The organism is Massilia sp. GER05 (assembly GCF_052056005.1).
Taxonomy (GTDB): Bacteria; Pseudomonadota; Gammaproteobacteria; order Burkholderiales; family Burkholderiaceae_D; genus Telluria; species Telluria orientalis.
The window spans coordinates 1,360,491-1,375,848 of record NZ_CP178858.1; the positions used below are offsets into that span (position 1 = coordinate 1,360,491).

11 protein-coding genes are annotated in these 15,358 nt (G+C 62.3%); 4 read left to right on the top strand and 7 right to left on the bottom strand.

From position 1 onward, the window contains the following. Window positions 1-32 precede the first annotated feature (32 nt). The 7 genes from ACL58G_RS06040 to dnaA form a co-directional block, all read right to left on the bottom strand. The gene (locus ACL58G_RS06040) at window positions 33-1,205 is read right to left on the bottom strand and encodes a Wadjet anti-phage system protein JetD domain-containing protein (protein WP_440965741.1); all 1,173 of its coding nucleotides are present in this window, start codon (window positions 1,203-1,205) and stop codon (window positions 33-35) included. Further along, window positions 1,189-4,539, bottom strand: coding sequence for an ATP-binding protein (locus ACL58G_RS06045; protein ID WP_440965743.1), 3,351 nt, complete (start codon window positions 4,537-4,539; stop codon window positions 1,189-1,191). The genes ACL58G_RS06040 and ACL58G_RS06045 overlap by 17 nt, the downstream gene beginning before the upstream one ends. Before the next feature lie 14 nt (window positions 4,540-4,553). Beyond that, on the bottom strand, window positions 4,554-5,219 hold the full coding sequence (locus tag ACL58G_RS06050) for a DUF4194 domain-containing protein (RefSeq protein WP_440965745.1): 666 nt from the start codon (window positions 5,217-5,219) through the stop codon (window positions 4,554-4,556). 7 nt (window positions 5,220-5,226) lie between these two features. Continuing rightward, window positions 5,227-6,696, bottom strand: coding sequence for a DUF3375 domain-containing protein (locus ACL58G_RS06055; RefSeq protein WP_440965747.1), 1,470 nt, complete (start codon window positions 6,694-6,696; stop codon window positions 5,227-5,229). A gap of 99 nt (window positions 6,697-6,795) precedes the next feature. Then, entirely contained in the window at window positions 6,796-9,300 is a 2,505-nt protein-coding gene (gene gyrB, locus ACL58G_RS06060; protein WP_440965748.1) for a DNA topoisomerase (ATP-hydrolyzing) subunit B, read from the bottom strand. Window positions 9,301-9,543: 243 nt separating this feature from the next. Further along, window positions 9,544-10,650 (bottom strand): DNA polymerase III subunit beta, encoded by a 1,107-nt coding sequence (dnaN, locus tag ACL58G_RS06065; protein WP_440965750.1) that lies wholly within the window; start codon window positions 10,648-10,650, stop codon window positions 9,544-9,546. A 95-nt stretch (window positions 10,651-10,745) separates the two neighbouring features. Then, the gene (gene dnaA / locus ACL58G_RS06070; RefSeq protein WP_371763268.1) at window positions 10,746-12,158 is read right to left on the bottom strand and encodes a chromosomal replication initiator protein DnaA; all 1,413 of its coding nucleotides are present in this window, start codon (window positions 12,156-12,158) and stop codon (window positions 10,746-10,748) included. Between the two features lie 589 nt (window positions 12,159-12,747). Between dnaA and rpmH the strand changes: the two genes are divergently transcribed. Genes rpmH through yidC form a run of 4 tightly spaced genes read left to right on the top strand, consistent with a single transcriptional unit; the run spans window position 12,748 to window position 15,294 of the window. After that, a complete protein-coding gene (gene rpmH / locus ACL58G_RS06075; protein WP_075796440.1) occupies window positions 12,748-12,882 on the top strand; it encodes a 50S ribosomal protein L34 in 135 nt (44 codons plus the stop codon). A gap of 34 nt (window positions 12,883-12,916) precedes the next feature. Further along, window positions 12,917-13,360, top strand: a complete 444-nt coding sequence (gene rnpA, locus ACL58G_RS06080; RefSeq protein WP_413338521.1) for a ribonuclease P protein component — start codon at window positions 12,917-12,919, stop codon at window positions 13,358-13,360. Next, window positions 13,357-13,617 carry a membrane protein insertion efficiency factor YidD gene (yidD, locus tag ACL58G_RS06085; RefSeq protein WP_056126914.1) on the top strand — a complete coding sequence of 87 codons (261 nt, stop codon included), beginning with the start codon at window positions 13,357-13,359 and terminating at the stop codon, window positions 13,615-13,617. Before rnpA ends, yidD begins: the two co-directional genes overlap by 4 nt. Before the next feature lie 9 nt (window positions 13,618-13,626). Continuing rightward, window positions 13,627-15,294 carry a membrane protein insertase YidC gene (gene yidC, locus ACL58G_RS06090; protein WP_413381322.1) on the top strand — a complete coding sequence of 556 codons (1,668 nt, stop codon included), beginning with the start codon at window positions 13,627-13,629 and terminating at the stop codon, window positions 15,292-15,294. The last annotated feature ends 64 nt before the right edge of the window (window positions 15,295-15,358 follow it).

Consider the following 15,358-nt stretch of genomic DNA (forward strand, 5'->3'; position numbering starts at 1 on the left):
AGGTGCCGCAGCATCGCACCTCATCGCCTCGATCAATCCACTTTTGCCAGCGCATCGTTGAGCGCCGGCCAGGCGATGTCCCAGGAAATCCGTTCCTGCTCCAGCCGTACCGCGGAGCCCAGCACGTGTTGCTTGAGTATGTGGTACAGGGCCTGCTCCACGGGATCGAGATGCGGCAGTTCATGCGCGGCGTGCTGCGTTGGTTCACTGGCCCACAATGCGCGGTGGGCCAACAAGGTGGATTCGTTCATGAACAGCGAGCGAACCGCAGGCAGCTGTGCGCGTAATAGGCTCAGGATGGCAAAGCCGTGGGTGTCGATGTCGCCCCAGTAAAAGCTGTGCGCGCCACGTACCCAAGACACCCTCGCCAGCAGGTCGACGCCATAACCCAGCGCCATGAACAGCACCGTGCCGGGGAGGTCCCCGAATGCGAGTCCCGTCTGCAGGTTCTCGACGATGACGACATGCCGCGGTGCGAGGTCCAACTGGTCCAGCTCGTTGACGGGTACGGTGAGATCGCCGAGTCCACCCACGCGAGCACGCAGCGCAGGGTCGAGCACGCGCATGCGCAGTCGGACCGGCGGGCGGCGGAGACCGCACAGGGCGTGAAAGTCGCCGGGTATATCGGCGCGGTTTGTTATGTGACACAACATGTCCGCGAGTACGCCTTTGCGTGCCTCGATCCACTTCGTGTCGAGGCCGGCAATGGGTAACTGGCGCAAGTACAGGCCGGAGTCGGGATGCCGTTCCAGCCAGTCCAATGTGGCGATCAACCGTTCGAAATCGGGGTCGGCATAATCGGCAAGTACGTCGAAAAATCGGCCCAGACGTCCCGTCAACACGGGCCAGCGCCGGACCATCCCGGCCTGCCGACCTCGAGCCCGGTCCCAGCGTTCCACCTCGTCGAGCCATGCGGCCACGTCACGAACGCCGCCGAGACGCAGCGATTCGGGCACGCGCTGCGTACCCAGCGTGCGCCACTGGCGTTCGGTCCACTGCAACATGCCCGCGCCCCGCCACGTCTGCCACGCACGCACCCAGGCAAGGGCCGCGTCCAGGCGAGTCTTTGCCGCTTGCTCCGTGGGCACGCCGAGAGGAATCGTCAGCGGCCAGTCTTCGCCGGTATCCGGAGCGTTGAACCATTCGCGATGACGGTTGTCGAAGCGACGCCGCAGCAGGGCGTGCACTTCATTCGGCAGTTTCAAGCGTGTCCCCTTCGGGCAGGCGGTCGGCCAGTTTCAGGCGCTGGCGTTCATCGTCGTATTCGATCAGAAGTACGCTCGATACCTTGCGTTCGCGAATATCGACAAAACACGCGCCGCCGATGAAAGGTTCCAGCGTCATCACGGATTTGAGCGGCGTGGCGACGATCATCTGGAAACCGAAGTTGGCAAAGATGTTCATGGCAAGGGCGGTGAATTCATTGTCCGCCTTGTCGAATGCCTCATCCAGCACGACAGGCGCGTAGCGTGGAATACCCGTATCGTTGCCGCCGAGCTGGTAGCGCAGGGCCGCGGCCAGCACAGTCGTCGCCAGCTTTTGGCGCTGACCGCCGGACAGGCCGGCCCCGCTTTGGTGCACCTGCACTTCCTGGCCTTCCTCGTCAAACTCGCGGCCGATGAATTCGACGTGCTGGCGCACGTCGAGGACGGCTTCGCGCCAGCGGCGATGTTCCGATTCCTGGCTGGCCAGCCGGTTCACCAGGCGGCGCAAGTCCATGAAGCGGGCCTCGGCGAACTCGCGGTCGTCGATCCACGCATGCTTGAGCGCAGCCGTAATGTCCTGCTTGAACTGCTGCACTTCGGGCAACTGTCGATCCTTCGGCTGAATATGCAGGTAGGTGCGCTGGTGCTCGCTGCTGTTGAAGGGCACTTGCCGCAGACTGTCATTGACCAGTTCCATGCGCGCCAGGATCGCCTTGCGCGCGTCGTTCAGGTAGCTGGACAAGGCGGCCAGATTCTGGTGGCTCTGGTTCTGGAGCAGGTCGAAAAAGCGCTGTTCGTGCGCGGGCAAACCGTCCGATTCGAGGCGGACGAGCTTGCGGAAGAAATCAGGTGCCGCCGCCAGGCGTGCATCGAGCCCGTCCGCATCCGCGCGCCAGCGGTTGATGAAGATGGCGAACTGGGCCTCGACGAATTTTTCGCCTTGCGCGAGATCGGCGTCGACCGCACGGATGTCGTCGTGCAGCCCTTTGCCGACGGCCCGGTCGGCGCTGTCCACGTCCTTCAACCGTAACGTTCCGTTCCAGGCCGCATACCGTTGCGCCAAGCCCGCTTGCTGGTGCGGCGTCAGCGCCACGATGGACGGGTCCTCCCGCAGTGCGGACAACTGCTCTTCCTGTTCCGCACACAGTTTTTGGCGCGACCGTTGTTCGACGAGTTCATCGTTCAACGCATTGCGCGCCTCCCGCACCAAGTCTTCCTGCTGGCGCAGGCGCTCGTCCATGCGCTGCAAGTCGGTGTTCCCCTTCTGCAACGCGTCGAGCTGGCGCTGGATGGCGGCGATGCGGTCGGCCAGCGGCAACACGTCGATTTCCTGCCATTGCAGGTTGACCAGGGTCTGGCATTGCAACAGGCGCGCGGCGCGCGTCTGGCGCTGTTCGCGCAATGCCCGCAATTGGGTGTCGAGCCGGGCTTCGCGTTCTCGCAATTGCCGGGCCTCCTCCTCGTATAGAGCAAGCTTGGTGCGGTTGTCGAAACCGAGCACCCAGTACTGGCGGGCCTCGACGCTGGTGCGATCGTCCTTTTCGTGGCGTGACCGGTTGTGCTTGATTTGGCCTTCGCGCGTGAGCGCGCGCTCGCGCGCGGCACGGAACGCCCGCAGTGTATCGACGCAGTCGTAGTCGAAGCGTTGCCGCAATTCGTTCTGCAGCCAGCCGGAAAATCCATTTTCCTTGACGTTCAGCTTCAGCACCAGCGATTGCGTTTGCAGCGGCCGCGCCGGTTGGTCGCCACGCACCGTGCGGTAATAGACCAGCTTGCGTCCGAGGTCGGTGTCGTTGACGTAGGCGGACACGGCGGCGTACTGGTCTTCCTGCACGAGGATCGACAGCGCAAACCCGTGCAGCACACGTTCGATCGCACCGCGCCACGCATGTTCTTCCGGCTTGACCTCGACCAGTTCGCCCACGAATGGCAGCGCCGCTTCTGCGACCCCGATGGCCTCCGCGATCTGGCGTCGCAGTTCCAGCATTGGTGCCGGAATGTTCGACGGCTGGCGTCGCAGCGAGGCGAGTTCATGGTCGACGACGACGCGCCGCGCCCGGACCTCCGTCGCCTCGCGGTCCAATGTCAGCAGGGCTTGCTGCTGCAGGTCATCGTTTTGCCATTCATCGATTTCCCGGCGCGCCATGCCGAGCAGTTCGGCAAAACCCTGTGGGTCCGGCCGCAAATCCCAGCCGAGCGCCTTGCAGGCATCGACCGCTTGCGATCGCTTGCGCATGCGCTCCTTGCGCTGGACTCCCAAGGTCTCGATTTCACTTCTGAAAAATTCGATCTGCTCACCACCCGCTTCCCGTCGTTGGCGTTCGAGGTCGCGCAACGCGGCGCTGCGATTGTCGAGCACGTTCTGGTGACGCTGGACGTTGCCGGCCAGGCCCTCCAGTTCGATCCTGAGCGCAGCAATGTGCTCGGCCAGCAAGGTCATGCGCAGCCGCTCGCGATAGCTGTGCATGCCCGCCAGCAGTTCTTGCAGGCCATTGCGCTCAAGCGCGAGTGCTTCCATTTTCTGGTGCCGGCTGCGCGCCGGCGCGAGTACCTGTACTTGTTCGCGCGCGGTCACCACGGCTTGGTGCGCGGCATCCAGTTCGCCGAACTCACTGACGAGGCGATCCGCAACCTCGAACGTTTCCGGCTTGTCCAGCATGAAGTCGCGCAGGAAGGCATTCAGGTCGCCGACATTCTTGGCCGATTGCGTCTTGTGCAGCAGGCGCAAGGCCATCTCGCTGTCGATGCCGAGCAAGCGGCAGAAGCGCTCGCAATATGGCCGGAATTCGTCGCGCGCGAACGCATCCGGCAGCGCCTGTTTCAGCTTGCGCACATCGAAATTCGTGCTGCCGAAATCCTGCAGTTCGCGCAGGTCGAAGAGGCGCTCGAGGACGAGAAAATAGGATTTCACGTCGCGGTTGCTGTTCGCATTGCCGCGCACCCAGAATAATTGGACCAGCGCCACCCGCTGCCCCGCTTCGTTTTCGTACTGCAAAGCCAGGGCCGACCAGGTCGTACCGGCGCGCAGGTAACGCACTGCGGATTCACCGGAAGCGGCATCTGTTTGCGCAGTCCAGGCGCCGCGCACATAGCTGACCAGGTTGCGGTCGCGGCCAGCGCGGCTGGCTTCGCGTGCGGCGGCATTGAAATCGATCCAGCGCGGCGGTACCAGCAGGGCGGACAACGCATCGAGCAGAGTCGACTTGCCGGCGCCGGAACGGCCGACGATCAGGAAGCCGCGCTTGCTGACCGGGATGTCGTGCAGACCGCTGAACGTGCCCCAGTTGAACACCTGCAGGCGGGTCATGCGGAATTGTTCGCCGGTGTCCGGCATCGGCATGTTCATGGTCACTCGTCCTCGTCGTCGTCCAGCGGTTGGCGTGCCAGCGTCGGCAATTCGCCGGCCGCCATGCGGTCATACAGCGCGGTCAGGGCGATGATTTCCTCGGCCGAGAACAGCAGCTTGAGGGTCGGCGCGATCTCGAAACGGTCTTCGCTGGCACGCAGCTTCTGCAGGATATTGTGCTTCTTGAGTTTCTCGACCGACGCGTTGACCCGCTTGCTGAAACCTGCCCGGTCCGTGCTGGCGGCCCGCTCGTAGGGCATCAGGTTCTCCACCATCTCGTCGCGCGCAATCACGGCGCGTTCACCGTGGGACTCGGCCTGGGTCAGGCGTTGGCGCAGGAACAGCAGCAGGACCGAGTCGACGAAAGTCAGTTGCGCGCGCCGCAGCAGGATGGGAATGTCCAGCTCCTCGGCGGCCACCTGGGACGTGAATGCGACCTGCACATCCCGGTCCAGCACGAGCTCAAGGAACAGTTCGGCCAGGCGGCGCCGGATGACTTGTTCATCGCGCAGCAGGACGGGCCAGAGCCGAGGATGCCGCCGTCCCTCCAGCGACGGACCGGACAGCAGCTGCACCAATACGCGCCGCGTGTCGAGCGGCAGCTCGCCCGTGTCGTTGACGAATAACACGTCGGCGGGCCGTTCTTCATGACCGGTTGCTTGGGTCATCGTGTTTTCATGTGCCGGCCCCGACGTCACTGAGCTTCTCCTTTAAGAAATAGATGAGCGGAATGCGGGCTTGGCGGGCGACACCATCGCCACCGATCCATGCGACGGTTTCGCCGCTTTCCCCCACGATGCCATGCCGCGCGCCTAATGCGAGCAGGCCGAGCACACTGCCAAGGCCTTGGCTGGCCGGAAACTCGCGCAAGACTTCGCCGATGGACGCTTGCGAACGTATGTCCAGCACGTTGCTCACGTTTTCCCGTAGCGAACGGAAATCGATCTCCGATTGAGCGACGAGGTCGCCGATCATCGAGAGGTCGAGTAGCGCGGTATCGCCGTCCGTCATGCGGTCGGGCAGCGCCTGCAGCGCAGGATCATGCAGCACCCATTGCGACAGCGAAGACAGCCTGCTGCTGGTGAGCGGGAGCGTGTATTGCAGCGCCTCGGTTGCCTTGACTTCATCCTTCAGCGCGAGCGCCGCTCGTTGGGCCTTGCGCAACAACTGGTTCAGACGGCGCTGTTCGATGAATTCACGGCTTTGCACAAAATTCTTCAGGCTGCGCGCAAATGACTGCAGCACGTCGTGAACCATGCCGCCCTGGTCCAACAAAGTTCGTGTCAGCCGCAGCAGGAACCGGCGTTCATCGGGATCAAGAGCCGCGACGTAATCGCGTGACATCAACTGGTCCAGCGCGTCGTCCAGCGACGCGGACTGGACAGGATCGGTGAGCAGGCGCCAAAACGCGGAAAACGTGCGTCCGGCTTCGCTCTCCGAAATGACATCGATGCCGGCGAACAGCGCGTCGAGTACGTCGCCACGGCTGCCATCGTTGTCCATGATCCGCTCGCGCAGATGCCGGTTCAGCTGCTCGAACTGGTCGCGCACCCGGCGAAAATCGCCGGCGAGATTGTCGGCCAGCGCGATGATCTCGCGCGTGCGTTCCAATGCCGCGCTTTCGGACAGCACCTGGAACGTGCCGCGCTCGACGTCCGCGATCTCGCATGCGATCCGTTCCTGCTCTGCGCGCAGGCGTGCGATGCGCCGTCCCTTGTCGTTATCGGTATCGTCGGCCAGCTTGGCCAGCGCCCCGATGACCAGACCGAGGCGGCTTTCGGTCGCCGCATTGTGCGGCCTGGTCAAACTGGCGACATAGCGGATCGCTTCGACGGTCGAGGTGGCGAGTTCGTACTCTTCTTCTTTGGACCCCGCCGGAAAGCGCCGTTCCAGATAGCCTTCGGCAAGCCAGCGCGCCACGTACAACTGCGCCGTTTGTGGCCAGTCCTCGCCACGGTTGCGTAATTGCTCGAGGTCGCGCTCGATGCGCTCGTGCAGGATCGACGCAGGCAGGCTGCGGTCGGCGTCGTACAAGTGGGTTTGCAGTAGTGCGAGCACGGTCGGCCCCGTGTCGGCCGCCAGCAGGCGCCACAATGGCTGGGTGCGCAGTTGGCGGTAGAGGGCGAGGGGCTTGTCGGCTTTCATTGCGCGAGGATCGTCGATTACCTGATTGTAGCGCAGCCAATCAGCCGAATTTCGTGAACTATAAAGGCCTCCGAAGAGGCCTTTGCATTTTCATTCCGATCAAACGTCGATATTCCCCGCCTGCAGTGCATTCGACTCAATAAAGTGCCGCCGCGGCTCCACGTCATCTCCCATCAGCGTCGTAAAGATCTGATCGGCAGCAATGGCGTCCTCGATCTGCACCTTGAGCAGGCGACGCACCGTCGGATCCATGGTCGTCTCCCACAGCTGCTCGGGATTCATCTCGCCCAGGCCCTTGTAACGCTGCTTGGACACGCCACGCTCCGCTTCCTCGCGCAGCCATTCCATGGCCTGCTGGAAGTCGCGCACGGCGAATTCCTTCATCTTCTCGCCTTCGCCGCGGCGGATGATGGCGCCTTCGCCCATCAGGCCCTGGAACGTCTCGGCCGAGTTTTCCAGCGTCTTGTAGTCGGCGCCGGCGACGAAGTCGGCGTCGATCGACGTCACTTGCACGTTGCCGTAGTGGATGCGTTCGATGCGCAGGCTGTGCTTGTCCGACAGTTCGTCCGAACGCACGCCCACCTTCACGCTCGTGTCGTGGATCGCGTCGGCCATCGCCTGGGCCGATTTCTCGGCCGCTTCCTGGGTCGACAGGTCCAGCTTCACGCCGGTCATGATGGCGGACAGGGCGGCGCGGTCGATCACGCGCGACAGGCGCATCATGATCGCGTTCGCCTTGTTGTACTTGTCGACCAGGTCGCCCAGCGCGCCGTCGGTGATCGTCTCCGCGCCCTCCTTCGGCATCAGGGCAGCACCGTTCAGGGCGAAGCGCATCATGTAGCTGGCTTCCTCGACGTCGTCCTTCAGGTAGCGCTCGTCGCGGCCGGCTTTCACCTTGTACAGCGGCGGCTGCGCGATGTAGATGTGGCCGCGCTCGACCAGCTGCGGCATCTGGCGGTAGAACAAGGTCAGCAGCAGGGTGCGGATGTGGGCACCGTCGACGTCCGCGTCGGTCATGATGATGATGCGGTGGTAACGCAACTTGTCGACGTTGAACTCGTCCGGGCCGATCGACGTGCCGAGCGTCGCGATCAGCGTCGTGATCTGTTCCGACGACAGCATCTTTTCGAAGCGCGCCTTTTCCACGTTCAGCACCTTGCCGCGCAGCGGCAGGATGGCCTGGAACTTACGGTCGCGCCCCTGCTTGGCGGAACCGCCTGCGGAGTCACCCTCGACGATGTACAGCTCGGCCAGCGCCGGGTCGCGCTCCTGGCAGTCGGCCAGTTTCGACGACAGGCCCAGGCCGTCCATCACACCCTTGCGGCGGGTGAGGTCGCGGGCCTTGCGGGCCGCTTCGCGCGCGCGCGCCGCTTCCACGATCTTGCCGCAGATGATCTTGGCGTCGTTCGGCTTTTCCATCAGGAAGTCGGTGAGCGTCTTCGCCACGATCTCTTCGACCGGGCCGCGCACTTCCGACGACACGAGCTTGTCCTTCGTTTGCGACGAGAACTTCGGCTCAGGCACTTTCACCGACAGCACGCAGGTGAGACCCTCGCGCATGTCGTCGCCCGAGATTTCGACCTTGGCCTTCTTGGCGAAGTCGTTCTCGTCGATGTATTTGTTGATCACGCGCGTCATCGCCGCGCGCAGGCCCGTCAGGTGGGTGCCGCCGTCGCGCTGCGGGATGTTGTTCGTGAAGCAGAGCACTTGCTCGTTGTACGCGTCGTTCCACTGCATCGATACGTCGACCGAGACATTGGTGCCGTTTTCCGACATACGGTCGCCCGTCGCCTGGAATACGGTCGGGTGCAGGACGGTCTTGGACTTGTTGATGTACTCGACGAAGCCGCGGGTGCCGCCTTCGAAGGCAAACACTTCTTCCTTGCCGGTGCGCTGGTCGGTCAGCTTGATGTTGACGCCGTTGTTCAGGAACGAGAGTTCGCGGATACGCTTGCTCAGGATCTCATAATGGAACTCGACGTGCGAGAAGATTTCCTCGTCGGCCCAGAAATGGACTTCCGTGCCGCGCTTGTCGGTTTCGCCGATAACCTTGATCGGCGAGACTTCCACGCCGTCACGGATTTCGATTTCGCGGTTCAGCGGAACGCCGCGCTCGAACTCCATCTGGTGCACTTTGCCGTTCTGGCGCACGGTCACGCGCAACAGTTTCGACAGTGCGTTCACGCAGGACACACCCACGCCGTGCAGGCCGCCGGAGACTTTATAGGCGTTCTGGTTGAATTTGCCGCCGGCGTGCAGTTCCGTCAGGGCGATCTCGGTCGCCGAGCGTTTCGGCTCGTGCTTGTCGTCCATCTTGATGCCGGTCGGGATGCCGCGGCCGTTGTCGGTGATCGAGACCGAATTGTCGGAATGGATCGTGACGTGGATTTCGGAGCAGTAGCCGGCCAGGGCCTCGTCGATCGAGTTATCGAGCACCTCGAACACCAGGTGATGCAGGCCGGTGCCATCCGACGTGTCGCCGATGTACATGCCCGGACGCTTGCGTACCGCTTCCAGGCCTTCCAGAATCTGGATCGACGAGGCGCCGTACTCTTCCGCCTTGGCAGGGGAGGATTCCAAAACTGCTTGAGTGTTCTCGGACATGACTGCTTTCTCAAATAACGTGTGAATCAGACGGCGGGCTTTCGGGACCGGCTGTCTTGTGTCGTCGGATTATGGCGGGACGCTTGCGCTACGACTTCGGTAGTTCAGCTTGGATTCCCGCCTTCGCGGGAATGACGGTTTTGAGGTACGCGGCCTTAAAACCGTCGCCCCTGCGCAGGCAGGGGCCCAATCACCACTTGAGTCCCCGCACAACAGGACGAATATATGGGCGCTTCGCCCTAATTAAATACGCATCGGCATGACGACATACTTGAAGTCGCCATTCTCCGGAATCGACATCAGCGCCGACGAATTCGAATCGCCCAGCGAGATATTCACCTGGTCGCACTTCAGGTTGTTCAGCACGTCCAGCAGGTACGTGACGTTGAAGCCGATGTCGATCGTGTCGCCGCCGTAGTCGATTTCCAGTTCTTCCACCGCTTCTTCCTGGTCGGCGTTGGTCGAGCTGATCTTCATCGAACCCGGAGAGATCATGCAGCGCACGCCCTTGAACTTGTCGCTCGTCATGATCGCGGCACGCTGCAGCGAGCGCAGCAGTTCATCGCGGCTGATCGTGAAGTCGTTCTTGTAACCCTTCGGGATCACGCGGGTGTAATCCGGGAACTTGCCTTCGACCAGTTTCGAGACGAGCTCGATATCGGCGAACGTCAGCTTGACCTGCGAAGCCGCGATGTCCAGGCGGACTTCGTCGTCGCTCTCTTCCAGCAGGCGCTGCAGTTCCAGGATGGTCTTGCGCGGGATGATCACTTCCTGGCGCTCGAACGTCTGCTCGGCCGTCACCTGGGAAAATGCCAGGCGGTGGCCATCGGTGGCGACGGCGATCACGTTGTTACCGTCCAGCACCAGCAGCAGGCCGTTCAGGTAGTAGCGGATGTCTTGCTGGGCCATCGCGAAGTGCACCATGTTGAACAGGTGCTTCAGCGTTTTCTGCGGCAGCGTGACGGTCGCGTTGTAGCTGTCGGCCACGGACACGGTCGGGAATTCCTCGGCCGCCAGGGTCTGCAGCGCAAAGCGCGACTTGCCGCTCTGGACGGTCAGGCGCTTGTTCAACAGGGTCATCGTGACGTCGCCCGATTCCGGCAGGGCGCGCAGGATGTCCAGCAGCTTGCGTGCCGCGACGGTCGTGCCCGCCTCTTCAGGACCCGAACCGATGTTGGCCAGGGTCGTGATCTGCACCTCGGTGTCGGTCGACAGGAACGAGACGCTTTCGCCAGTCTTGCGGATGAGGATATTGGCCAGAATCGGCATGGTGTGCCGACGCTCGACAATACCACTCACGATCTGCAGTGGCCGGAGAAGCGTGTCTCGGGTGGATTTGACCAGTTGCATAAATATCCTCGGTTATGGGTAGGGTAAAAATGTTGTTCGCGCAATATTTTGCCAGAAATCATCGGGGGCACAGCCTTTTCCCCCGCGTTCACGCATCAGCCTTTCAGGGTCTGTTCCAGCACGTGCAATTCGTGGTTGCACTCGGCGTTCTTGGTACGGTCCTGGGCGATCTTGCGGACCGCGTGCAGCACCGTCGTATGGTCGCGGCCGCCAAACAGTTCGCCGATTTCCGGCAGACTCTTCTGCGTCAGCTCTTTCGCCAGGTACATCGCGATCTGGCGCGGACGCGCGATGTTGGCCGGGCGGCGCTTCGAATACATGTCCGCGACCTTGATGTTGAAGAAATCGGCCACGGTCTTCTGGATGTTTTCCACGGAGATCTGGCGGTTCTGCACGGACAACAGGTCCTTCAGCGCTTCCTTCACGACGTCGATCGTGATGTCCTTGCCGTGGAAACGCGAGTACGCGAGGATCTTCCTCAACGCGCCTTCCAGTTCGCGCACGTTCGAGCGCAGGTGTTTCGCGACGAAGAAGGCGACGTCGTCGTTCAGCATAACGCCTTCCGATTCCGCCTTCTTCATCAGGATCGCCACACGCATTTCCAGTTCCGGCGGTTCGATCGCGACCGTCAGGCCCGAGTCGAAGCGCGAGATCAGGCGATCGTCCATGCCCGTGATCTCTTTCGGATAGGTATCGGACGTGATGATGATCTGCTTTTTCGCCGCGATCAGCGCCTCGAACGCATAGAAGAATTCTTCCTGCGTACGGCTCTTGCCACCGAAGAATTGAATATCGTCGATGAGCAGCATGTCCAGCGAGTGATAGTAATGCTTGAAGTCGTCGAAGCCTTTGCGCTGGTACGCGGTCACGACGTCGCGCACATACTGTTCCGCGTGGATATAGCGGATGCGCGCGCCCGGCTGGTCGGCCATCACCTGGTTGCCGATCGCGTGGATCAAGTGGGTCTTACCGAGGCCCACGCCGCCGTAGAAGAACAGCGGGTTGTACGAGACGCCCGGGTTGTTGGCGACCTGGATCGCGGCGGCGCGCGCCAGCTGGTTCGCCTTACCGGTCACGAAGTTCTCGAACGTGAGGTCCGGGTTGACGCGGCTCTGCTCGCGGCGCGGATTGTTCGCGATGACATTGTCCGGCGTGACGACGGGCATCTCCGGCACGGTCTTGTCGGCGGCGGCGTTGATGCCCAGCGCGCCGCTGCTGGACGGCATCGGGGCAGGGGCCGACGACACCGCTTTTTTCGGCATGCTGTTCTTCGGGTCGAGCACGAACTGCACGTCGACCGGCCGCTGATAATGCTCGGACGCCAGCGCGGTGATGCGGTTGGCGAACTGCGACTTCACCCAGTCGAGCTTGAATCGATTGGGCGCCGCAATGCGCAGCTTGCCGTCCTCGTAGTCAAGGGCGACGAGTGGTTTGATCCACGCGGTATATTGCTGCGGTGTCAGCTCGAGCTCCAACTGGTTGGAACAGGTCTGCCAAAAGTTATCCATACATCGACTAAGTTAAGCGTAACACTCTATTTTACCTGTGTTCTCGCAAGTTATCCACAGGCGATACAGGAATTTTCCACCGAAACGGGAGCGCCTGACGTGCATGTGCAACCGTTTGCGGCGCACAATAACGCGGCCTTGACACAACTGGTGCCTTGACAGTTGAACTCAAAATGCTGAATAATTCAGGGTTCCCCGCCCGTACGCTTTGTTTGGGCACCTCGCAAACCTACTGCGCGTTGCATTTCCGGCCTGCGATGCTCGCTGTACTTTCGTACAGCTGCGCTTCTCTGCCAGAACTGCTGCCGCTCGCGACGGTTTTCGAGATGCCCTTTTAAGTGCACACAGGCGACAAGCTTTGCTGTGGCGTGACGCTGGCTTAACAACTGCGAAATGTCATTGGCGCAATGCTGGCAACAGGGAGCTTCGAAGAACCGTCGCGAGCGGCAGCAGTTTTGAACGAGAAGCGCAGCTGTACGTGAGTACAGCGAGCATCGCAGTTCAAAAATGCAACGTGCAGCAGGTTATTCGACGCTATCCGTGAGCTCAGCCCCGATTTTGCATCTATTTTGCTTTAAGCGAGACCACCATGAAACGTACTTACCAACCTTCCGTCGTCCGTCGCAAGCGCACGCACGGCTTCCGCGCACGTATGGCTACCCGTGGTGGCCGCCTTGTCCTGAACGCTCGCCGCGCCAAGGGCCGCAAGCGCCTGGCTGTCTAAGCCCGGAAAGCCGCATCGACCACGCCTACGACCTATGTCAGGCGAAGGTTCGCACGACTTTGCGCGCGTTCGGCGTATCGTAAAAACGGATGAGTTTTCATCCGTTTTTCGTTTGCGCCCTGCACAAAAAACCGCGCATTTCGTGCTCTATACCCGACCGAATGCCCTGCCTCATGCGCGGCTGGGCGTCGTCGCGGCCAAGCGTTTTGCGCCGCGCGCGGTCACGCGCAACACCATCAAGCGCATCACGCGCGAACTGTTCCGGACCACGCAGCTGCCGGCGCTCGACTGCATCGTGCGCTTGTCGCGTCCGGTCAACGGCAAGGACGGTCCGGCGACGACGTCCGCGTTGAAGGCGCAGTTGCGCGTGGAACTGGCACGCCTGTTCGCGTCGCAAATGCCGCGTCCGCGCAATGCCCAGGCCGCTCCACAGGCGGCAAGCGTTGCGCCTTCAGGCTCGCAACCGGGACTATCATGAACCGGTTGCTCGTCTGGCTGTTGCGCGGTTACCAGTTGCTGGTGTCTCCGATGCTCGGACAGAACTGCCGTTTCTTTCCGACCTGTTCCAATTACGCGATCGAGGCCGTCAAGATCCACGGCGCCGCGCGCGGCGGCTGGCTGGCCCTGCGCCGCGTCTGCCGCTGCCATCCGTGGAACGACGGCGGCGTCGACCTGGTACCGCGTCCCGGGGAGCAGCATTCCTCACCAACCGCTTGCGGTTGCAAGCATTCCTGAATAAGACCAATGGAAATCAATAAACGTACCATCCTGTGGATCGTGTTCGCCGTCGCGCTGGTCGTCCTGTGGAACGACTGGATGGTGGCCAACGGCAAGCAGTCGATGTTCTCGGCACAGCCGCCGGCCAAGGTCGCGCAGGCACCGAACCCGGCCAAGCCGAACGACTTGCCCAATGACGTAACCTCAGCGGCGACGCCGACCCCGGCCGGCACCGTCCCGGGCACGCCCGCGGCACCCGCGCCCGTGCAGGCCCAGGTCATCACCGTCACCACCGACGTCTATAAAGTCGACATCGACACGGCTGGCGGCGTGATCCGTCGCCTGGAATTGCTGAAGTACCGCGACAAGGTCGACCCGAACAAGAACCAGGTGCTGTTCCAGGCCAACGGTCCGCGCGTCTACCTCGCGCAGACGGGCCTGACCGGCGCCAGCGCGGCCGGCGTCCTGCCGAACCACAACACCCCGTTCACGGTCCGTCCGGGCCCGCGCACGCTGGACAGCAACAACCAGGTGCAGGTCGTGCTGGACGCGGAGCAGGGCGGCGTGCGCCTGACCAAGACCTTCACGTTCAAGCGCAACGACTACGTGATCGACGTGCGCCACGACGTGACGAACCTGACCCAGGCACCGGTCACGCCGTCGCTGTACTTCCAGCTCGAGCACGACGGCATGAAGCCGGAAGGCGACACCTATTTCAACAGCAGCTACACGGGCCCCACGCTGTGGACGCCGGAAGAGCACTACCAGAAGCTGACGTTCGAGAAGGTCGGCAAGGGTTCGGCCGACCACGCCAAGCAGTCGAAGGATGGCTGGATCGCGATCTCGCAGCACTTCTTCGTCTCGGCGTTCATCCCGCCGGCGAACACGCAGCGCGACATCTACACGAAGTCGCTGGGTAACAACCTGTTCGCCATCGGCGCCGTCGAGCCGCTGGGCACCGTGGCACCGGGCGCGACCGTCTCGAACACCGCGCGCCTGTACTCGGGTCCGCAGGTGCAGTCGCTGCTGGAAAAAGTGACCCCGGGCCTGGACCTGGTGCGCGACTACGCGTGGGCCGCGATCATCGCCAAGCCGATCTTCGCCACGATGAACTGGCTGCACTCGATGATCGGCAACTGGGGCTGGACCATCATCGCCTTCACCATCCTGATCAAGCTGCTGTTCTTCCCGCTGTCGGCCGCCGGCTACCGCAGCATGGCCAAGATGAAGACGGTGACGCCGAAGATGCAGGCGATCCGCGAGCGCCATAAAAACGATCCGGTCAAGATGCAGCAGGCCACGATGGAGCTGTACAAGGCCGAGAAGATCAACCCGCTGGGCGGCTGCCTGCCGATCCTGGTGCAGATGCCGGTGTTCCTGGCGCTGTACTGGGTGCTGCAGGCCGCGGTCGAGATGCGCGGCGCACCGTGGGTGGGCTGGATCCACGACCTGACGGCACCGGACCCGTACTTCATCCTGCCGATCCTGTACGCGATCTCGATGTTCATCACGCAGAAGCTGAACCCGCAGCCGGCCGATCCGGTGCAGGCCAAGATGATGATGTTCATGCCGCTGGCGTTCTCGGTCATCTTCCTGTTCTTCCCGTCCGGCCTCGTGCTGTACTGGGTCGTGAACAACCTGATCTCGATGGCGCAGCAGTACGTCATCACCAAGAAGTTCGCGCCGGCCAAGTAATACCGGCCCGGTGATCGAAAAGCCCGTGTCCGCACGGGCTTTTTTATTCGCACTACAATCCGAC